The organism is Roseovarius sp. EL26, from assembly GCF_900327775.1.
Lineage (GTDB): Bacteria > Pseudomonadota > Alphaproteobacteria > Rhodobacterales > Rhodobacteraceae > Roseovarius.
This window is the reverse complement of the sequence record NZ_OUMZ01000007.1, coordinates 1338673-1359915: the sequence shown is the minus strand read 5'-3', so window position 1 is coordinate 1359915 and position 21243 is coordinate 1338673. Positions and strand designations below refer to the sequence as shown.

18 protein-coding genes and 2 tRNA genes are annotated in these 21243 nt (G+C 50.1%); 10 read left to right on the top strand and 10 right to left on the bottom strand.

Going from position 1 to position 21243, the window contains the following annotated elements; translation table 11 throughout:
• Positions 1–53: 53 nt before the first annotated feature.
• Genes D9A02_RS14560 through D9A02_RS14550 form a run of 3 tightly spaced genes read right to left on the bottom strand, consistent with a single transcriptional unit; the run spans position 54 to position 2679 of the window.
• Positions 54–1475 carry a phage/plasmid primase, P4 family gene (locus tag D9A02_RS14560; RefSeq protein ID WP_120501641.1) on the bottom strand — a complete coding sequence of 474 codons (1422 nt, stop codon included), beginning with the start codon at positions 1473–1475 and terminating at the stop codon, positions 54–56.
• A complete protein-coding gene (locus D9A02_RS14555) occupies positions 1472–2383 on the bottom strand; it encodes a bifunctional DNA primase/polymerase (protein ID WP_162933082.1) in 912 nt (303 codons plus the stop codon). Before D9A02_RS14555 ends, D9A02_RS14560 begins: the two co-directional genes overlap by 4 nt.
• Positions 2384–2439: 56 nt before the next feature.
• A complete protein-coding gene (locus D9A02_RS14550) occupies positions 2440–2679 on the bottom strand; it encodes an AlpA family transcriptional regulator (RefSeq protein WP_162933081.1) in 240 nt (79 codons plus the stop codon).
• A gap of 523 nt (positions 2680–3202) precedes the next feature.
• On the opposite strand from D9A02_RS14550, the gene D9A02_RS14545 reads away from it, so the two are divergent.
• Complete coding sequence (locus tag D9A02_RS14545) at positions 3203–3676, top strand: hypothetical protein (RefSeq protein WP_120501638.1); 474 nt, start codon at positions 3203–3205, stop codon at positions 3674–3676.
• Here D9A02_RS14545 and D9A02_RS14540 read toward each other — a convergent pair.
• Positions 3648–4508, bottom strand: coding sequence for a hypothetical protein (locus D9A02_RS14540; protein WP_120501637.1), 861 nt, complete (start codon positions 4506–4508; stop codon positions 3648–3650). The two genes, D9A02_RS14545 and D9A02_RS14540, sit on opposite strands and share 29 nt — an antisense overlap.
• A 571-nt stretch (positions 4509–5079) precedes the next feature.
• Here D9A02_RS14540 and D9A02_RS14535 point away from each other — a divergent pair.
• Both D9A02_RS14535 and D9A02_RS14530 read left to right on the top strand, forming a co-directional pair.
• Positions 5080–6465, top strand: coding sequence for a transposase (locus D9A02_RS14535; RefSeq protein ID WP_120501636.1), 1386 nt, complete (start codon positions 5080–5082; stop codon positions 6463–6465).
• Between the two features lie 179 nt (positions 6466–6644).
• Positions 6645–7559: a hypothetical protein gene (locus tag D9A02_RS14530; protein WP_162933080.1), complete on the top strand. Its 915-nt coding sequence runs from the start codon at positions 6645–6647 to the stop codon at positions 7557–7559.
• A gap of 24 nt (positions 7560–7583) precedes the next feature.
• Here D9A02_RS14530 and D9A02_RS14525 read toward each other — a convergent pair whose 3' ends face one another.
• A complete protein-coding gene (locus D9A02_RS14525; protein ID WP_120501634.1) occupies positions 7584–8720 on the bottom strand; it encodes an integrase family protein in 1137 nt (378 codons plus the stop codon).
• Positions 8721–8969: 249 nt separating this feature from the next.
• Positions 8970–9980, bottom strand: a complete 1011-nt coding sequence (locus D9A02_RS14520; protein ID WP_120501633.1) for a Hint domain-containing protein — start codon at positions 9978–9980, stop codon at positions 8970–8972.
• A gap of 401 nt (positions 9981–10381) precedes the next feature.
• Here D9A02_RS14520 and D9A02_RS14515 point away from each other — a divergent pair, with 401 nt between their 5' ends.
• A complete protein-coding gene (locus tag D9A02_RS14515; RefSeq protein WP_120501632.1) occupies positions 10382–11068 on the top strand; it encodes a hypothetical protein in 687 nt (228 codons plus the stop codon).
• Here the strand turns inward: D9A02_RS14515 and D9A02_RS14510 are convergent.
• Positions 11051–11779 (bottom strand): helix-turn-helix transcriptional regulator, encoded by a 729-nt coding sequence (locus D9A02_RS14510; protein ID WP_120501631.1) that lies wholly within the window; start codon positions 11777–11779, stop codon positions 11051–11053. The two genes, D9A02_RS14515 and D9A02_RS14510, sit on opposite strands and share 18 nt — an antisense overlap.
• 466 nt (positions 11780–12245) lie before the next feature.
• On the opposite strand from D9A02_RS14510, the gene D9A02_RS14505 reads away from it, so the two are divergent.
• Together D9A02_RS14505 and D9A02_RS14500 are read left to right on the top strand one after the other, a co-directional pair.
• Positions 12246–12322, top strand: a tRNA-Asp gene (locus D9A02_RS14505).
• Positions 12323–12354: 32 nt separating this feature from the next.
• Positions 12355–12431 (top strand) — tRNA-Asp (locus tag D9A02_RS14500).
• 101 nt (positions 12432–12532) lie between these two features.
• Here the strand turns inward: D9A02_RS14500 and D9A02_RS14495 are convergent.
• Positions 12533–13924, bottom strand: coding sequence for a M20/M25/M40 family metallo-hydrolase (locus D9A02_RS14495; protein ID WP_120501630.1), 1392 nt, complete (start codon positions 13922–13924; stop codon positions 12533–12535).
• Positions 13925–14141: 217 nt separating this feature from the next.
• Between D9A02_RS14495 and hemA the strand changes: the two genes are divergently transcribed.
• The 3 genes from hemA to ispG all read left to right on the top strand — a co-directional run bounded on the left by hemA (position 14142) and on the right by ispG (position 17919).
• A complete protein-coding gene (gene hemA, locus D9A02_RS14490; RefSeq protein WP_120501629.1) occupies positions 14142–15365 on the top strand; it encodes a 5-aminolevulinate synthase in 1224 nt (407 codons plus the stop codon).
• A gap of 112 nt (positions 15366–15477) precedes the next feature.
• Entirely contained in the window at positions 15478–16707 is a 1230-nt protein-coding gene (locus tag D9A02_RS14485; RefSeq protein WP_120501628.1) for a helix-turn-helix domain-containing protein, read from the top strand.
• Between the two features lie 78 nt (positions 16708–16785).
• On the top strand, positions 16786–17919 hold the full coding sequence (ispG, locus tag D9A02_RS14480) for a flavodoxin-dependent (E)-4-hydroxy-3-methylbut-2-enyl-diphosphate synthase (protein ID WP_120501627.1): 1134 nt from the start codon (positions 16786–16788) through the stop codon (positions 17917–17919).
• 21 nt (positions 17920–17940) lie between these two features.
• On the opposite strand, the gene D9A02_RS14475 is transcribed toward ispG, so the two are convergent.
• Together D9A02_RS14475 and D9A02_RS14470 are read right to left on the bottom strand one after the other, a co-directional pair.
• Positions 17941–18696, bottom strand: a complete 756-nt coding sequence (locus tag D9A02_RS14475) for a DsbA family protein (RefSeq protein ID WP_120501626.1) — start codon at positions 18694–18696, stop codon at positions 17941–17943.
• Positions 18693–20027, bottom strand: a complete 1335-nt coding sequence (locus D9A02_RS14470) for a M48 family metalloprotease (protein WP_120501625.1) — start codon at positions 20025–20027, stop codon at positions 18693–18695. Before D9A02_RS14470 ends, D9A02_RS14475 begins: the two co-directional genes overlap by 4 nt.
• Before the next feature lie 59 nt (positions 20028–20086).
• Here D9A02_RS14470 and D9A02_RS14465 point away from each other — a divergent pair, with 59 nt between their 5' ends.
• Positions 20087–21238, top strand: coding sequence for a pyridoxal phosphate-dependent aminotransferase (locus tag D9A02_RS14465; protein ID WP_120501624.1), 1152 nt, complete (start codon positions 20087–20089; stop codon positions 21236–21238).
• The last annotated feature ends 5 nt before the right edge of the window (positions 21239–21243 follow it).

Genomic DNA, 21243 nt, shown 5'->3' with positions numbered 1-21243 from the left:
TTCGGTTAACATTTTGGAAAATAACCCTGACCGTCCATTATCAACTGCCTTAGCTATTTTGGAAAATCGTCCTCCGTTGCGAAGGGCAAGGCGTTTTCATCAAGGTGGACCTGCAAGCCTTCGACCGTTTGCACCCGACGACCATCGATCCGAACTCGCTTGACCATGTCATCTCGAAATTTTCCAGAGGTGCGCAAGTCTCGCCAAAAAATGTTGACGTCAGCGCGAATCCGACCATGGCCACGACAATAACGTTCATATGCGTCATAAATATCCTGCTTTGGCGTAGATCCAGTGGAGTCTGCAATCAAGCACTCAGATGCAAACGCCGTGACCGTTGATGCTTCCCGCAGTATCTCAGCTTGTCTCCCTTTGATCGAGGATGGAACAAGGAAGCGCCCGCGTTTCGATAGGCGTCTGGCAGCCTCCAAGCATCGGTTCAACACGCCTGCTGCTTCTGGCAACAAGTCACGTTCGAATAGTGTATTGTCCTCGCGTCCCAGAAATGACCGGCGTGTTTCCAATAATACCATCCGAGTTGCAATCGTTCCGGTCAGGTCGTGCATGAGAATGGGTTCGTTTGACATCAGCATCCATTGAACTGGGAGATAGCCGACAAAATCATCCTTAAACTTGCGCTGGACTGTTTGAAGGTCGCCTCCAGACGTGGATAGCAGAAGTTCGGTCAGGGCTGACGTTTTGCGTCCACGTTCAAGTCGTGCATCACCCACGATTGCAGCTTTCTTACCGATCAGAGATTGCAAGCCGAAGCCACCCTCAGCGATCTGCTTGATGCGTGGTGAGGCTACAGAGCGCATCCCCAATAGCCTTGTGAGCATCAGATTGATTGTACCTTTGCCAGATCGTGGCGGGCCGAAAAGTTGGAATATTTTCTGGAAACGATGTTGTCCAGTGAGGATGCAACCCATGACCTCGTGCAATAGTTCTACCTGTTCATGATCACCATCGAAAATCTCGTCCAAGAACATATCCCACATGAATGTTACGGCATTCGGATCGAAACCGATATCAGAACAGTCAGTGGACACAAACCGTGGCGTGGCCTCAATCAGTTCGCCTGTCCGCCAATCCAACAATCCGTTCGATACAGACAGAAGGTAGCGCGGGTCCGGATCATCGTCGCATTTGTGACGCCAGAACGGCAGCTTCTCTATACCTCGCTCCAAGGCTAGATGGATCATGGCTTCACGAATGTCCGCAGAACGTTTGGTGTTCATATAGAGCTGTTTTTCTTCATCACCGCCTTTTCCACGGTGAATATAGGACCGCCCGTCGAGCGCAGACCAAATCATTCCTTTGAGCTCGTCGTTGTCAAGCTCCCTGAAACGGTTTTCTTTGGGTACGTATTCCAGCCACATGCCTAGAGCTTTGACCAATGCTGATATAGAAATGGTCTCCGCTGCGAGATGACTGGGTGCAATGCTTTGTAAGATACCTCTTGTGTCTAAACTCATTGAATCACCTCAAAATTTGCCAAGTCGTTGGGGAAATCATAGCTTGGGCGCCGATCAATCAGATGTGCTACTCCAGCTTCACGCATAAACATGTATAACGTACCGAGCCCGACGCCGTGTCGGTTCAAGCTGTCCCATCGGTATGCGATCTCGGGACCGTCGTTTGAGTAAAACGGATCAGTCGTGCACCATTCGATAAATTCCTCCTGTGCCGCGCCAGCACTTGCATGATGACAGGCCATCATCAGTTGCAGCCATCGGTTATGGTCGCGAAAACTCTCTGGATCCAGCTTGTCCAAGATAATTGCAATTTCTTCTGGCGGATGCTCTCCGATACCTTGGCTAGGCTGGACTTTCTGCCGTTTTGACTTGCGAATAAGGCGTAACAATTTCACGGGAGCTTTGGGTGCGCCTAGCCATAAATCGTCTGGCACCGAAGACCAAGTGTATAATGTTCCCGACGGGTGTAAGGATCCTGGGGCTACAACTTGCCTGCCAAATGTTTTGAATTCAATGCCAGGAACATCACGTAACTCGCCCACAACGGAAAGATTGGTTGGTTTGGTCATGTAGAGATGCAGCCCACCACCGCCGGTAAAGACGGTAGGAAAATCATTGGGAGAAAGCCCAAGTTTTCTCAGGGCGGGCAGCATTGCAGGCCGTCCACCGTCTATGTTTCTAGGGTCGACGTCCACCACGAGATCGAGTGTTGTTAGACGCACACCGACGTTGCCACCACAGGCTGCATGTTTCAGTGCCTCAGCGTTGCAGTAAGGTCGCTTTGTCCAATCCCTGTGGATTGGCGATTTCCCTCGAATACGCAGTTCTCCAGTGCGGCGGCACTTCGTCTTTGCTTCCCAATGGTGCAATGCGATTAAGGTATATCCGGCTTCGGAAAGTACTGACATTTGGGTGGGGTCTACTCGTCTGGTCAACCCTGCTGTTTGGTGCAAATGGCTCGCCGTCATAACATAGATTCCTGTCGGTTTTCTGCCATAAAGGTGCGAAGATCCGCAATCGAATAAAGGACGCGGGTGCCAACACGATGCACAGCGGGGCCCTTAGCATTCATACGCCAGAGGTCGAGAGTCTGGCGGCTAACACCGATGAAACTGGCTGCCTGCTTGATGTTTAAGTATTCTTTAGGAGGGGCGATGATTGCCTCCTCAATGCGCTCCAAACGCTGGGTAATATCTTGTTGCATGTCCGAATAACTCCTTGGGCTAATTGACATGCATTGATTTTGATACGGCTACACCTTGATGTAACCTATTACTTCTTCGTGTATGACGTGAGTGCCTATGTCGCTACAGAAGGCCCTCGTGGCTTAGTTGAACGACACATGTGGATTTGCGTGGAAAGCTCTGTGAATCCGCAGTTGCGAATAGAGCGGTTGCAATGCGGGATCAGGATCTTCACGCTTTCTTCATGACACCTTACGAAAGCGCGAGTTATCACCCTGCAACTCTCAATTCTGTGTGGTTTGAATGGATGATAAGGTGAGGCGTACCTATCTTTTTATACAGTTAGTCAGGATGACATCAGAGTGACATTGAGTTAGACAGGGCTAGGCATTTCGAGGAATATGCACAATCAATCTAGAGGCAGGACTTATGTGAAAAGGATAGGTGCGAATGCGCCCAGCTCATTGACAGGTGTTCATAATTTAGACAAGGTTATGTTTTTTAATGTAAATATTAACATGTAGGTGTTTTTGGAGGTCTGATTTGAAAAATACAGAAACTGACATTGGATATTTAAAAACGCTTTTCAAGAAGATGTGCGAAGGCGGTGCATGCTTACCATCGTTGTCTGTTGCGATATCTAAATTGGATGGGAAATCGTTTGTAGCGATTGGTCCGTTACAACCCTTGGCTGGGTATGCACTTTCAAATTTCTTCAACCGCGAATTCTATAATCTAGATCCCAGATGGTCCGATCTCTATATCGCTCAGGGCCGCCAAAAGCATGTGACACGTGAGAATTCGTTTGTGGTGGAAGATGGCGGCGAAGTTGTCTGGATGCGTGCTGATACCCCAGACGAGATTAAGAAAGTGGAGCGCTTTATTAATGCGAGAAGGTCAGATATCGAGTTTGTAATTGCCAATCCTGATATCGACCCTCATCTGCGCTACCAAAGTTTTCAAGATGCCAAGCGTAGCTATCTTATGCCTAAAGAGACTTCGCTAGCTCTTCAGTGATTGCCTGCTCATCACAATATTCCTTTCCATAGCGAGAAGAATCCACAATGTTTTTCAGCCAACTTCTGTAACTATCTGCAATTTCGTCATCCTTTATATACAAACACGTGACTTGAGCCTTGTTCGCCTCGGGTTTTCTCATAGTCAAAAACGTATGATCTTCGATAATGAAGTAATCTGTGAGAAACTTTCGATTGAGCTTCAAAGGTTTGAAGTTTGTGGGTTTGTCCGCATTATTTGCGTTAAGAATTGAGGTCCGCACAGCCCATTCATTTTCAGCACTCTTCCGAAAGCCTTCGTCTTCCCAATCATAATACACTAGCAAATTTAATCGCGAAGTCTCATCAGGTTCTGAAATTTTTTGCGCCACGGCACCAAAAAATTCCCGATTTATTGTCATAAGCGACTCTTCATTACTCTCATGCGCAAGATCAAGTCGTGAGACCAGGTTGCAATGCGAGGTTGCATATATCTCTTTCGTCAGCGGTTTGTTCTTGTAACTCTTCATTATTGCACGACGCAGTCGGCAAAACTCCAGATATTGCTCATCACCAATGAATACAGAGCGCCGTATCGGCTTTTTTTGCTCAAAAAAGTAATAGAAAATATATATTACTGCAACAAAACCGAGGCCTACCAAGTAAACTCTGAGGATCAAAATATTGTTTCTGGTAAAATCGATCAACCATTCGATCTTACTGTCCGTATCCATGTTTTCTGTAGGAGAATCTGAGGGGAGAAAAGTCAAAATAAGCGGCAGTAGAGCCAGTAAAAACGCTAGCGAGAAACGGACGAATTTTTCATTTCTATTTATGAAGTTATAAATATTCACAAATTTACATCCTTTTGAAATGTCAAACACAGCTGAGTGTTAGGAAGTAATAAAGATTATCTTACAAATATAAAGCTACTGTCAATTGTGTATGCAATTGTACACAATATGGAGTGGGCAATCTAAATATCTCAAACTGGCGACAAAGCCTCCCGATCTATGAGGCTTTCAGTAAGGCTGCCGACAAAGTGTATCGCGTCTCTCAATATAAAGACCATTTGATGCGTCGATAAAGCAGCCAGCTGGCTCGAATTCCACGCTATGAATAAGAAAAGAGTTCTCGCATAACGTGAAGGGCAATAAGCTGTGCCGAAATCTGCGTTGATATTCACCCAACACTGCAAGCAGGGTAGTTAATCAACATGCATGGTTTCCTTGCCTTTGTTCAGTAATTGAGAGTATCGGCTCGGTACTCTTAGTATCGTATGAATGTCTCAATGCTCTGAGCGGCCCTGACAGCATCGCGCCAGCATCAGATCGATGCCGAAAATTCGGACTGTCGTTTAGGGGTTGTTGATTTTGATCTTGTTGTGACCTGATATAACCCATTGTTCATCAAATTGAGTCGCAAATGCCTTTGCTCGAGTTTCCACCTGACATGTTCACGTTACGACCAGGCGAGGAGGCCATGTACGGCGATTTTCCAGATTTGAAAACAGGTGTAAACTATTTCAAATCTCTAATGGAAGAAGGGGAATGGGAAACCCGTAGGAACTCTGCCGCAGAGCGGTTCTACAAATCACTGATTGGCGAACTTGAAGACCCGTCAGGAGAAGGGCGGTTTTATGATACGTCGGACTTAATCGCATGGTATTTGTTCCTCGGAGAGGCCCTAACGGATCATCCACAGAACTACGAAGTACACTCTGGTTCACGAGTTGTGCCGATTTTGGCTGCAATCGGACGAAATGCGCAACTGATCCCTGAGATTGGGGGCTTTGAGGGGAAAGCTAAGAGCTTAATTGGGGCTGGGCGAGGTCAACCCAACGGCCCATTGTTCGAAATGCTAGTCGCTTTAGCATATCGCAGGGATGGTGCGAATGTTTCCTTTAAGCCAGAAAAACGTGGCATTGCAAAAACTCATGACTTAGATGTTGAGATTAATGGACAGTCATGGGCTGTGGAATGCAAAAGGCTTGAATCTGGCGACTACGCTGAGAGCGAGCGGGCGCGAATGCGGGAACTTTGGACTCCCGCGTCGAGGATGATTGTTCCATCCGGACGAAATGTCTACCTAAACATCGACTTTAAGGTGGAAATGCAGGACGTCTCACAGAATTACTTGGTTGATATTGTTAAAAAATATATGAGGATGAGCGAGCGCTCCTTTCTGTGGAATGATACATTCGGACGAGGAATTATTGGCGATCTTGATTTGGAGCCGCTTCAAGAAGCGCTCAGCAACGGATACATTATGTATCCTGGGCCAGTTTACAGCAAATTGTTAACAGGTAGTTATCAACGTTATGACAGTTTGAATGTTCTTCATAAGGTCAAATTTGCTGAGAATCCTCATTACATTGACGAGATTGGGCAGGCCATCGTGGCTCGGTGGAGCAGTCATTCCAGTCAAGCAATTGAAAAAAAGGCTCGTGACATAAAAAGGAAGCTCTTCGCAGCGAACAAACAATTACCCGATGATCGACCAGGGGTCATTCACGTCGGTATTGAGGCCCTGGGTGCAGATGAAATTGAGGCGCGTCGGTATGAAAAAATAATGGAAACGATCAACAATTTCGATCCCAAAGGTAAGCCTTTGAATTATGTGTACTGGCACTATTTTGCTCCAGAAGCATCTCCGGAGGAAACCTGGGCCATTGATGAAACCTTTCAATGGCGTGGTATTGTCTCGGTCTCACGGCCTCTAAAAGTCACCAACTTAGTTTTACCGGATGATGGTGTCGGGCGCGACGGGATGCATTGGGATGGAACTCCAAACATTCCCTACAAGGATTGAGGAAAAGTTGCTGAAGCTGTCTGGTCGTATTGTTTGCCAAGCGGAAGCATACTAAGGTTTCCGGGCCGCAAGCTCACGGGAGCCCCGCCTTTAAATGGTTCTAAAGACCCTATCAAAGCGGACGGGCATGTTCGACTCATGCGCGGCATCAAGCAACCGGTTTGAAGGTGACAGTAGTTTTGTTTGAATTGAAGAGAACGGTTGCGAGAACTGCATTTAAGGATCTTTTAGGCCAAGCAAATCATTTTCTCATTACGATATTGGTTGGCTTAGAAGGAGTGCGATCCGGTAAAGTCGAGCTTGGTGAAGAGTTCAGCACCTCTTGGAACCCCAGAGATGCGAGGAGATCAGCTGAAAGAAGCAGACACTTTGCTTTGGATTTGGCGCTTGTTAGAGCAGTAGATGCTTTTGATACATATATGATGTTATGTCGGCGTCACCCTTGCGTTTTTCACAGCAGTAAGTTCGAAGCAGGGTTCGATGCGGCGGGTCAAAGTACATCCAAGAGACTGATTGTCTTTGACAAGTATTTGCCGCTGGCTAATGCAAATGATATCCCACTCGCCCAGACCGCTATAGATTGGCGAAACAAGCGAGTACATTCACTTTCCAATGAAAGGATACAGCGAAAGTTAGAGACACAGCTTGTTCTGGACGAAGAGCGGTTTCTCAAGAACTTCAGAGGATTGGAAATAAAGGAATTCTTGAAAAGGTATAAAGGAAACGAGGCCCCATCTTTTAAAGACGCTGCGAGTGTCATTAGTCTTATGCACAGCTTGGTCGAAAAATTTGACAGAGCCCTTTTAGACGGAATGGATGTCGAACGATATACCAAAGATTGTCTTGGACAGCGGCTTTCCGAATCCGATCACAAAACTTCTGAAGAAGCGCTAAAGCATTCCTGTAGACAAATTTGGCGTCCAGGGCCGAAAAAAATTGAGAAGGTTAAAAGGGCGCTCAGATTAATTGGTGTCCACTCAGTAAAGAGTGTGGAAGTTTGCCAAGTGCCCGATGCCTTCGTAGAAGCACTAATCGAAATGTCTTCTGCTGAGGCCTTCGAATACTTGTCAGACCGAGGCGAAGTGGCGGAGTAGTGTGTTTACGTTCACTTTTCTGGATCATCTAAACGAGGACAATCTGGCACAAACCCCCTCTTGTGCCTCCCGCATATGTCCCAACAAATGCGCGCGCGTTACATAGTTGAACGAAACATGCGGATTGGCGTGGTTCAGCAGTAGAGTCACCGTCTGAAAATCCACCCCTGCCTCCATCGCGTGCGTCCGATAGGTGTGGCGCATCATGTGAGGCGCATAGGGAAAGCCTTTGGTTCGGCACATCTGTTCTATATGGCCGCTATTTGATGTCGAAGAGGGGAAGATAAATGGACTTTCCAGTGGCCTTGTCAGATCACGAACCTCGCCCAGTTCTTGTACGAGAAGCCGAGGCAGGGGCAGTTTGAAGGCTTTGACCTCACCACCTTTTGGCGATGGTACGGTCAGCACGCCGTCTTGATCAAGATGTTCCCACTTCATTGACCTGGCGTCCTTTGAGCGAAGCCCTGTCAGCAACATTGCCAACCAACAGCAACGACGAACACGGTCTTCCAAGTCATCCAACTGACGCCAGAGCGAAGGCATGTCATCTGGTCCAATTGCCCAATCCCTCGGCCTCTCTTGGTTCATCCGAACACCACGTGTTACAGGGTTTGGCGGCAAGTCAAGCGTTCTGGCGGCGTCATTGATCAGCAGCTTCAGAACGCGCATTGCGCCGTTGGCGCCACAGGGGCCGGTTTTACGGGTCAGCTTTTCATGCAACGCACGTACTGTTGTTCGATCAATCCGATCTACGGGTAATTTCTTCAGTGTTGAAAGCGCCCCGTCTACCTTCTGTTTGTACCAAGCCAAGGTCCGAGTGCTGAGTTCCTGACCGCGTGTCGCAAAGTATGCGTCTGCAACCTCTTTGAGGTTTGGTATCCTTGTCTTAGTTGCTCTCGGGTCTTCGCCGCGGCGGAGTATCGTTCTTAGCTCGTGAGCGCGTTCTCGGGCTGTTTTTAACGACACCTCGTCAGTGCGACCAATGAGAAGTGAGATATAGCGGTCGGTTCCGTCATTGATACGGCCCACCAATTTGTAACTGGCGCTCATCTTGCCGATAACGATCCGAAGGCCGCTTACAGAAGCGTCATATATCTGTTTGCCTGCTTCTTGGTCGTGGCGGATTTTGTCCACTACGCTTTGCGTGAGTTTGGTTGCCATGAGGCGTTTCTCCTATGCAATCTGACGATTAGCCCGAACTCGGGCCCGATTCTGATTAGATCGCCTCAGGTGGTGGTGAGGCGCATAAGAGTTTTATGTCGTGTTTATATGAGGTTGCGGACCACTATAAGGCGCAAAAGGTTGTAAAAAATGCGTTAAAGAAAAACTTAAAATCTGTTGGGCCTTGTGCCCGTGTGGGTTCGAGTCCCACCGCCCGCACCATAACAACCCCGGTTGGATACGTGATCTCTAGTGAAGCGCTGATCTTGTAAACAGAGGAAGTGTCATCGTGTTTTGTATTAGTGCGACCTCAAATGGTTTGAGAACCGGAAGAATTGTAGGCCCGTAGCCGATGTGTTTGTCAGCGAGAATCGGGAAAATTTCTAGTAATTCGTTTCTAGTTTCTAGTGCCATAGCATCCATTGAGCATGGCCCCGGATAAAAAGATTCAGACCAAAACCCCTCAACATTTACTAACTGATGTTGGTCGAAAAGAATGTGTATATACGTCACAGCAGACGCCTGCTCATCTTGCAGGACATCACCTCCGTCGATCAAGGAATTTGCAGTTGCCAGCATCTGGGTTTCTTCAAACAACAGCTCCATGTCTGGTGACGTAATGGCGATGCGGTGCTGCGGAGAGACTAGAACATCAATGGCGGGCATATTATGCCCAAAAGTTCCGGCTTTGATGCGGATCGGTTTGAGGTGGGGGTGCCGTCTAAGATCGTTTGCAGACAATGTTCTACGACCGATCCAGCGCACAGTTTGTAATGTTCCATCTGAGACCAAAACCTGTTCTCCGGGTTTCAGGGTTTCAATGGCTTGTTGCCCTGAAGCAGTCAGAATTCGGGAACCCTCAGTAAAGCAGGTGAAGTCAGGGAGGCTGGTATATGGAGTCGGCGGAGGGGTTGTTATGCTGCCGTTGGCCGTTCCTGTGATTGTGTCATTAATATTTAGGCCCGCTGGCCCGGAGGTGACGACCATAAACTGAGCGCCGTTAAATTGGAGCAATGTAAATGTAACTGGGGTACCGCCAACGCTGCCACTATAAGTTTCAAATGTACCGAAGTTTTGAGATGTTCCAGTGAAGCCTGCCGCTGCGAGAGCAGGAGTAACTGTAAATTGTGCAGAGTTGGTATCGTTCCCATCTAACGTCGTGTCGTCGTCTGTGACGTCAACAACGAATTCATCTGTGATGGTTACATCCGTATTAAAGAATGGATCACCGTTGAGCTGATAAACTGTAAGTGTGGGCATGGCGGATACTCTACATACATGTTTGGCCGCGCAATTTCATCCAGTACTATGGACACATGATTACGCCATAATATTACACTGTGATGGGAAAAATTTAAACCTAACAATTATATTACCAGTGATTTTGTTTCCATAACTGGCATATTTCATCAAATTTTTTCTCATTGTTGCGTATTTTGAGTTTGCGATTTTTGTTACGTTCAATTCATAAGCGTAGTGCTATTGCGCCTTCACTTTAAGGGGGAATTATGTGTCGAAAAGATACCGATCCGCCTCAATTACGCCCAAATTCCGAAACATTCCTTGGCCCTTTGGTCGCTTTCCGTCTAGGAAATGACATGAGGTGTATTGAGTATATTGTGTCAAATTAAACCCTCCGGATTAAAAGTGAGGAACGGGCAGTGGGGAATTCTTTAGACCTGATCAAGGTCGGAGGCGAATGTCTTGGCGCGCTTGCCGAAGACGGCATCGAAGTTGAGATGATCACTGATTTCGTGCTGGCAGAGCAGATGACAGAAGCGATGGGTAAACCTGGGCTGACCCCAAAGCTGTCGTCACGCTACAACGATTTTACTGAGGAAAGTGGCTTGTGGTTGTTCATGCGTGAAGAGGGCGAGTATATCGTTTCTCTGGCCGCGCGTTATGACAATGTTGGTCGCGAATCGATGCGTGAATACATGATGCGTACCATGGACCGGCATTATCCAAATGAAGATGGCCAGACGCTGCTGGACTTCACCCATGCGTTGCCGCCCGGTTTTTATGGCCGTATGGCCTATATCGGAGAACTTTTTGTGCGTCCTGACCGGCGTGGATCACGCCAACGCCTGCGTTATCTGATGATGCTGATGCATACGTGTATCGCGGCCAAATGGCCTGTGGACTGGATTTACGCAATGATGCGTGATCGTGATGTTAGGGCAGGATTTGCCACCAATTACGGATTTACCATCCAGTTGCCTGGTGTAGCGCGTTGGGCGCAACCGGTGCCACAGGGGCGTGGAGATACAGAATGGTTGGTGGCACTGCCGGAGGGCCACTTATCCCATATGATGCATCACTATTCGAGATCACTCGAGAGCTTGTGAGTAATTCAGAACATAGTTGGTGCCTCGGCCGTCATGCACAGGCAAGAGCAACCGCTTGTAGCTGAAACGTAATGGGAAGCTGTATCCTGGCAGATTGACGTCAATTTCCTGAATGGAAAGCTGCGGATCACCTTTTGAAGTCTCTACATGGGCCATGCTGACGCTTTCGCACAGGTTGTCATCAAAGGTGGTAAATAGATACTTCAGGTGCTCCACGGACTTGATACCAAAGCAAACCGTCGCCAGACTTTTTTCGCCCACTGAATAGGGTAGAGGTAGTTTGGAATCTGGCTCTGGCGGCAAGTACAGATCAACATGATCTGCAAGACCGTCAAAATTGGAGAGCAGTCCGTTTTGTTGGTGCCACCATGTCAGCACGTCATCAATCAATGGGCCGACACCGCGGCGTGTCAGTTTGCGCTGTGCTTCGCGGGTGACCGCAGTCAAGATGCGTTCAGCATGTGCGCTGACAACGCGATTATCGACATCGTTGCTTGAGAGTGTGATCTGGTTATCAAGACCAGCCAGCTGATTGGGGGTTAATCCTAACGCCGAGCACATTTTGACCACGCTGGTGTAGCCTGGGTCACTCTTAGAAGAGAGCAGATTGGAGATATATCTCTCACCTTGCCCGATCTCGAGAGACAGGCTTTTGTAGTCATAATCTGAATCCCGAATATAGGATTTTAGTCTTTCGTGAAAATCAAGCACTTTACCTGTAATCCCAAATTGCGGACTGCTAGTCACTTATACTTACGTTTTACCCGTTGCGTCAAATACTGATTACGCTTTAAGTGGTAACGGTATCGTTAAATGGCGAGTAAAAACGTATCAGATGACGGAAAAGAGGAGTTTGACTTTTTTGTCATTTACCAAAAATCAGATTGAAAGAGACGATATAGATCAACCGAAAAGGCCGTAAATTGTTTCTGAATTAGGCAATTGAACGTGACAATCCACAACAGCAGGCTGCACCGCTGCAAATCTTTGAATGTGTCGGTGGTAAGTCTGCGCTGGAGCGGCTGGTGAAGCACTGGCATTGAGTGTCGCACAGTGGATCTGTGAAAAATCCGGGATGCCGTAAAAAGAATGTGGAATTTCATCTCATGGGCGCTTGACGGGGCGAGAGCACCATCATATGAAGCGCAACACGTCCAAGGCTTTGGGCGCGCAGTGAGCGGTTGTAGCTCAGTTGGTTAGAGTACCGGCCTGTCACGCCGGGGGTCGCGGGTTCGAGCCCCGTCAACCGCGCCATCACTGCCTGAACAAAGCCAGATGCGTTATGCGCGGTTGTAGCTCAGTTGGTTAGAGTACCGGCCTGTCACGCCGGGGGTCGCGGGTTCGAGCCCCGTCAACCGCGCCATCACTTTCCTTAAGAAATATAAATAAAATATATTCCTAAAGAATAAGTGTGGCGTTCAAGGCCATGAGAATAAAGATATTTCATGGCCTTAGGGTCGCATTTTACGCCTTGTTAAGCTTGTCCAGAACACGGGCCCAGCTACGAATGCCTTTGTGAAAACTTTCCACGTCATACTTTTCATTGGGGCTATGAATTGCATCATCATCCTGAGCAAAACCGATCAACATGGAATCAAGGCTAAGGATATCAGTGAAAAACCGTGTGACCGGGATCGAGCCGCCCATGCCTGCAAAAACCGCTTCTCGGTTCCATTCGTCCGACAGTGCCTGTCGGGCGCGTTCAAATTCTGGCCGGTCGATATTCATGACCGAGGCAGGAGAGCCCTCAAGATCGTTGTTCCAAGTGATGCGTGCATCCGTAGAGAGGCGGTCTTCGACGTGTTTGCGCACCGCATCACGCACGATGTCGGGGTCCATGTCGCCCACTAAACGGCAGGTCAATTTGCAATGAGCCTCGGCTGGGATGACAGTTTTTGACCCCACGCCCTGATATCCCCCCCAGAGCCCGTTGATCTCTAATGTTGGGCGTGCCCACTGCTGAACCAATGTGGAATATCCGACTTCTCCGTGTGGTTGCGTGAAGCCAACAGAGCTGAGGTATGTTTCCTCATCGAACCCACAGTTTTCCCATTGTCGCAACAATTCGGCGGGCACTTCTTGCACGCCATCATAGAAATTTTCGACGGCAACACGTCCTTGGTCATCATGAAAGGTCGCGATGATTCGCGAAATCTCCTTGAGCGGGTTTAATCCGGGGCCGCCATAATGACCGGAATGCAGGTCAATCCGGGGGCCATGAATGGTGAACTCATCTTTCAGCATGCCGCGCAGTTGCGATGAAATTGATGGCACCCCGGGCGAGACCATAGACGTGTCGCATACCAACGCGATATCTGCAGTTAATTCGTCGGCGTTTTCTTTGAGAAAGGGAATAAGTGACGGTGAGCCGGATTCTTCTTCACCTTCAAAGAAAAATGTGATGCGACAGGGGAGGGTGCCTGTCACGGCTTTGTAGGCGCGACAGGCCTCTACAAAGGTCATCAGCTGTCCTTTGTCGTCGGATGCACCCCGGCCGCGAATGACTGGGCCGTTTGCCGTGTTTTCGATCTGCGGGTCAAATGGATCACTGTTCCACAGATCAAGAGGATCAACCGGCTGTACGTCATAGTGGCCATAAAACAAAAGATGCGGCCCGGATTCAGAGGCGCTGTCCCCGTAGTGGCCAACAACCATTGGGTGCCCAGGGGTTAGGCGCTTTTCTGCACTTACCCCAATGTCGCGCAGGTCATTGACCAACCAGTCAGCGGCGTCCTGACAATGCTGAGCATAGGCCGGATCAGTTGAAATTGATGGAATTCGCAGCAATCCCTTAAGGCGCTCAAGGGCGTTGGGCATTTGGTCGTCGATGTGGGATAATATGGCGTCAATGGACATCTTTTGCTCCGGCTCGAGGTGTTTATTTGGCGGCGAAGGTATCAGGCCGCGCCTTACTGTCCAGAGTTTGATCCGGATCAAGGCAGTAGCAGCGGCATTTTGTAGCCTTTTGTGAACGAGTTATAAGACCTATGACTGGAAAAACTGTCCGACTCTGTCTAAAAGCTTAATAAAGCCAAGCCAGAGCGCGGCGCGCAACACGACTAGGGGATGCCCTTTGGACTACACAGCAAAACTGGATGAGGCGATTGCCCGCTTGCATGATGAAGGTCGCTACCGGACTTTTATTGATATTGAACGCAAGAAAGGTCAGTTCCCGCATGCTGTCTGGCGGCACCCTGATGGTGATGAACGCCCGATCACTGTTTGGTGTGGCAATGATTACTTAGGCATGGGGCAACATCCGGTTGTTTTGAATGCAATGCACGAAGCGCTTGATGCGACTGGTGCGGGGTCGGGCGGAACACGCAATATTTCTGGCACAACCGTTTATCATAAGCAGCTAGAGGCTGAACTGGCTGATTTGCATGGCAAAGAATCCGCTTTGCTGTTCACCAGTGCCTATATTGCGAATGATGCCACACTGAGCACGCTGCCAAAGCTGTTTCCGGGACTGATCATCTATAGTGATGAACGCAACCATGCCTCGATGATCGAAGGGGTGCGTCGTAATGGCGGCGCAAAAAGGATTTTCCGCCATAATGATCTGGCGCATCTGCGCGAGTTGATCGAGGCTGATGATCCGAATGCGCCAAAGTTGATTGCCTTTGAATCGATTTATTCGATGGACGGTGATTTTGGCCCTATTGAAGAGATCTGCGATCTGGCAGATGAATTTGGCGCACTGACTTATATCGATGAAGTTCACGCTGTGGGCATGTATGGCCCACGCGGTGGTGGCGTGGCGGAACGTGATCGCCTGATGCACCGGCTGGACATTATCAATGGCACATTGGCCAAGGCGTTTGGCGTGATGGGGGGCTATATCGCAGCAAGTGAGAAAATGTGCGACGCGATCCGCTCTTATGCACCGGGTTTTATCTTTACGACGTCTTTGCCGCCTGCTGTTGCAGCCGGGGCAGCTGCTAGCGTTGCACACCTCAAGCGGGATCAGGATCTACGCGATCAACAACAAACGCAGGCAAAAATCTTAAAATTGCGCTTCAAGGGGCTCGGGATGCCGTTGATTGATCACGGGTCACATATCGTGCCGGTGATGGTGGGTAACCCTGTGCATACCAAAATCCTTAGTGATATGCTGCTTGAACGGTACGGAATTTATGCACAGCCGATCAACTTCCCTACCGTTCCACGCGGAACTGAGCGTCTGCGTTTCACCCCTTCTCCGGTGCACGGGCCGGATGAAATGAACCGTCTAGTGCAGGCGATGGATGAATTATGGAGCCATTGCGCGCTGAATCGCGCCGAAATGACAGGATGATGCCATCAAAAGTGCAAATTAACTTGAAATATGTTAGTCTGATCTAAAGAAAACGGGTGACGCTCGAATCGGGACTTTGGGGTGTCATTTAAGTTAATAAGGGGCAGGCTGCATGATCGGGCGTCGATCTACGCGCAAAGATAGTGTTCGGGACGTTGAACCAAAGGGGTTTGACGACTTTCAACTGCGTCTTGGTGATACCATGCGCGGTGAGCGGGCAACGATGGGAAAATCGTTGCTGGATGTAGAGCGAGAGCTGCGAATCAAGGCTCCATATATTGCAGCCATAGAAAATTCTGACCCGGATGCATTCGATACTCCGGGCTTCATTCCGGGATATGTCCGTTCTTACGCGCGCTATCTTGGCATGAATCCTGATCAGGCATTCAGTGACTTTTGCACTGAAAGCGGTTTCTCGATCGCGCACGGCATGTCAGCCGAAGCATCTACAATCCGCAAGAACACTGGTGTTCTGAAAAAATCCACTCGCATTGATGATCCGTTGTTTGGGCAGGCACCAGCTTATATGCATGCCAACGATGGCTTTTTGTCCAGAATTGAACCGGGTGCCATTGGATCGGTATTAGTTCTTGGCGCATTGATCGCTGGGATCGGTTATGGCGGCTGGGCTGTTTTGAACGAAGTGCAGCGCGTGCAATTTGCACCGGTCGAGAACACACCAGACGTTTTAGCTGATCTTGATCCACTGGCTGGTAATGGTCAGGTGTTTGAGGATAGCCCGCAGCTGACAGAAAATGGCACAATTTTCCGCGCCCCAGCAGAAGATAAGCTGGATCGTTTGTATCGCCCTGAGGCGCTGGATGTGCCTGTATTGATCGCGCGGGATGCGCCGATTTCGACACTGGACCCCAGACAGGTTGGCGCGTTGCGCCCGGGCCTGCCACAAACAGACACAAGTTCTGCTGCCGAACGTCTGACAGCTAATCCGCATGATCCTTTGCCCAGTCCTCAGGTGCTCAAAGATCCATTACCCGGATTGCAAATGGTCGCGGTGCGCCCATCTTGGGTGCGCGTTCGCGCTGCCAATGGAAGCATTGTTTATGAAACGGTGATGAAAGCTGGCGAATCTTATGACGTGCCAGCAACTGAAGAAGCGCAAGTCGCCAAAATTGGTGAATCCGGTGGGGTTTATTTTCAGGTTGATGGGAAGCTCTATGGTCCTGCAGGCGCGCGCGGTTCAGTTACCTCTGATCTGAAGTTGGATGCGGAAACTATCACCGATGCCTATAGCGATGCAGCGCCAGAGCAGGATCAGGATCTGTTCAAATATGTCGCGGCGCTGAATACGGCACCGGTCGAAGATGACACGCCGGAAGAATAACCCAGAATTGTCGATTGCCTGCGACCGGTAGTGTGCCTATCTAAGACATAACTGTCTGTATCCGGCATGGGGTTTGTAATGTCGCTGAATCATATCCGTCCTTGGCGCAATATTTATCGCCGTGAAAGTCGTCAAATTCACGTGGGCAACGTAGCTGTCGGAGGGGGCGCGCCAATTAGCGTGCAGACGATGACCAACACCGACACCCGAGATGTCGCGGCAACGGTGGCGCAAGTGCAAGCCGCAGCTGAGGCAGGGGCGGATATCGTCCGAATTTCCGTTCCCGATGAGGACAGCGCCAAAGCGCTCAAATATATTGTGGCTGAAAGCCCGGTACCCATCGTTGCAGACATACATTTCCATTACAAACGCGGGATCGAAGCAGCCGAAGCAGGGGCTGCTTGCTTGCGGATCAACCCGGGTAACATTGGTAGCGCTGACCGTGTGCGCGAAGTGATCTCAGCTGCGCGCGATCATGGCTGCTCTATCCGGATCGGTGTGAATGCGGGATCGTTGGAAAAGCATCTTTTGGACAAATACGGTGAGCCATGCCCTGAAGCGATGGTTGAATCTGGTTTGGATCATATTCGAATCCTGCAAGATCATGATTTTCATGAGTTTAAGATCAGTGTGAAGGCCAGTGATGTCTTTATGGCTGCAGCAGCCTATCAACAGCTGGCTGAGGCCACGGATGCGCCGATTCATCTTGGTATTACCGAGGCCGGTGGTCTGACCAGCGGAACGATCAAATCGGCCATCGGTATGGGAAATCTGTTGTGGATGGGCATCGGCGATACAATTCGCGTTTCCCTATCTGCTGATCCGGTAGAAGAGGTCAAGGTTGGCTATGAGATCCTGAAATCGCTTGGCCTGCGCCATCGCGGTGTGAATATCATTTCCTGCCCGAGCTGTGCGCGGCAAGGATTCGATGTGATCAAAACTGTCGAAACGCTTGAAAAACGCCTTGAACATATAAAAACACCAATGAGCCTGAGCATCATCGGCTGCGTTGTGAATGGCCCCGGCGAGGCGTTGATGACGGATGTCGGTTTCACCGGTGGTGGGGCTGGCAATGGCATGGTGTATCTCGCTGGCAAGGCCAGTCACAAGATGAGCAATGATCAAATGGTCGAACATATTGTGGAAGAGGTCGAGAAGCGCGCCGCTGAACTAGACAAAGAACAGATCGAAGAACGCTCCGCAGCGGAATAACTGCGAAGCGCTTGTCGTGTTTTATTGCGTTCTGATTTGCGCCGCCATCTGCTGCATGGCATCAGCGGGCAGAAATCCACGAAGCATCTGATCTTCCATCACAAATGATGGCGTCCCAGTGATATTCAGCTTTTGCGCCAACTGATGGTTTTCGGCGATCACCTGATCGACTTCAGGGCTGCTCATATGGGCAAGGATGGCCACCGTGTCCAATTCAAGTGCATTGCCCAAGCGACGCAGCGCGGGCTCTGTAATATCGCCATTGAACGCGATTAGCGCATCGTGCAGGGCTTTATAACTGTCCTCGCCTGCGACTTGCTGTGTAGCGATAGCAAAGCGAGAGGCGAGAACCGAGGCTTCGCCCAGAATTGGGTATTCTTTGATCACAAGTTTGATGTTGCCATCCGCGGCCAACAGCGCTTCGACCTCGGGAGAGGCGCGTTTGCAGTAACCACAGCGATAATCCATGAACTCAACCAGTGTTATGTCACCCTCAAGATTGCCACCAACCCAGGAATGGCCGTCATCAAACAGAGCTTCGCGATTTTGCTCGACCAGTGCGACGTCATCTTGTTGCTGTGCTGCGGCCTCGCGTTGTTCTAACACGGCGACTGCCTCCATGATCACTTCGGGGTTTTCAAGAAGATAAGCTCGTATTTCGGTGCGAAACGCCTCTCGTTCAGCCTCGGACATGCTGTCGAGATCCAGCGCTTGTACTGGCAAGGCAAGGCAGGTCGTGGCAAGTGCCATCGCACTGAGGGTTGACTTCAACATCATTTCTTTCTCCGTTTTTTCGAGACTGCCTCAGATGCAGATAAGACATCTTGAGCGCGCCGCCAACCGGTCGAGCCCCGAGGCAAAAGGTCTGACGCGCGTTTGGCATGAACACCTGCGTCGTGCAAGCGACCTGACAGCGCATAACGTTCGGCAGTCATTAATGAGGCCATGCCATTGTTGCCCTGTTTGGCATAAGCACTGGCCAAATCGCGCATAACCCGGATGTCACGCGCGTCCAAAGCGCGGGACTTCTCCAGATACTGTGTCGCTTTCTTGATCTGACCCTGTGCCATTAAAGCACGACCATATGAACCAAGGATCAAGGCATTTTTAGGGGCCAAGTTGGCCGCTGTGCCATAGGCTGAGGCGGCTGCGGAGAATTGACGGCTTTCCATCAGGATTTGACCTTTGAGTTCGTAATAATAAGGGTCTTTCGGGCGGGCGGCGATGGCCATGTTTATTGCACTGATTGATTTCTTAGTTTTTGACCGTAGATGGTTGGCCACGGCTTGCCGCATGTATTTCACATCAGAAAATCCGCTTTCTCCTGCGCGGGTCAATGTCCATTTTGGCGAACGTTTGAAAGCAGACAGTTTGCCTTTGGCTCGTGCGAACCAGTAATCCGATGCGGGGTTCGGCTTGGCCTTGCCGGCATAGGCCGAGGCAAGCTGGTTAACCGTGCGATATCGATCCGAAGACAGTGGGTGGGTGCTGGCGTAAGGATCGCGGCGGCCAACAGATAGGGCCTCTTGTCCGCGAAATAAGTCAATCACTTCGACCGCGCCCTGTGGATCGATGCCAGCGTTGGCCATGTAGCGTAACCCGCTTTGGTCAGCGGCATTTTCTTCGGCGCGGGTATGAGCAAAGAATGAGCGTAGCGCCGAGCCTTGTACCCCGGCCGCAGCGCCTGCCGCCAGTGCCCCGTTGCCAACAGCCGCACCGCCAACCGCAGCCAGCACTGCGCCGATTCCTGCGGCGGTGCGCGCATTACGTAGGTTAATCGGACGGCGCATCAGGTGGCCGTTAGCGATATGGCCCGCCTCGTGTGCCAACACAGATTGCAGCATCGCTGGAGTTTTCATTTTCAAGATCAATCCGGAATTCACAAAGATATGGTTTTGATCGACTACAAAAGCGTTCAGTGACCGGTCATCCACGACCAGAATACTGATCCGCGAGGGGCTGAGGCCCGCAGCCTTGAGGATCGGGGCGGCCAGCTGTTTGAGCGCATATTCGATATCGGGATCTCGCAGCAGCGAAATCGCACGCGCAGGTGAGGCCAGAATAAACGCTAATAGCAAGCTGGCGATCAAAAGACGAAGAACATGCATTGACGGCGCGGCCCTTTCCTTGTGAGTTGGCCAAGTCGTGAGCAGTGTGGAAAAAAAACATGCGAAACTCAAGCCGATCTCAGGTTGATCCCTTCATCGTGATGGATGTGATGGAAGCCACCCGCCGGGCCGAGGCACAAGGTCGCCATATCATTCATATGGAGGTTGGTCAGCCCGGCACGCCCGCACCGCGAGGCGCGCGCGATGCGCTGATCCACGCGATGGATCACGATGCTATGGGGTATACTGTTGCGCTTGGCTTGCCAGCGCTGCGCGCGCGGATCGCAGCGTTATACAAAGACTGGTATGGGGTCACATTAAACCCTGAAAGGGTCGTAGTGACATCAGGGTCATCTGCGGCTTTTATTCTGGCCTTTACTGCGCTGTTTGATGCGGGGGATCGGGTAGGTATTGGCCGTCCCGGCTATCCCAGTTATCGGCAAATTCTGAAGGCACTTGATCTGGTACCAGTAGAGGTTGAGACGACAGCGGAAAATCGCCTACAACCGACGCCTGCCGACTTTGCCGGATTGGACCTGGCTGGGGTGCTGGTGGCCTCTCCAGCGAATCCCTCGGGCACCATGTTAGGCCGAGCTGAACTGGAACGCCTGATGATGACTGTCGCTGATCAAGGCATGGCTTTCATCAGCGATGAAATTTACCACGGCATCGAATATGAGGCTAAAGCGGTTACCGCGCTGGAGATCAACGATCAGGCCTATGTGATCAATTCATTTTCCAAATATTTTTCCATGACCGGCTGGCGGGTCGGTTGGATGGTAGTGCCCGAGGATCATGTTCGGGTGATCGAGCGTCTGGCGCAGAACATGTTTATCTGCCCACCTCATGCCAGCCAGATAGCGGCGTTGGCAGCAATGGATTGTGATGAAGAACTGCAGGCCAACATGGCGGTATACAGTGAAAATCGCCGCCTGATGCTGGACGGCTTGCCCAAGGCAGGTTTCGATCGGATCGCGCCACCGGATGGGGCATTTTATGTTTATGCGGATGTCAGTCATTTGACCAATGACAGCCGGGCTTTTGCTGCCGAGATCCTTGATCAGGCTGGCGTGGCGGTTACGCCGGGGTTGGATTTCGACCCTGATCGCGGGCAGGGAACCTTGCGGTTTTCCTATGCACGGTCATCGGCAGATATCAAAGAAGGGGTGCGCCGGTTAACGCAGTTTATGCAGGCCCGTACGCAAAACTGAAATCA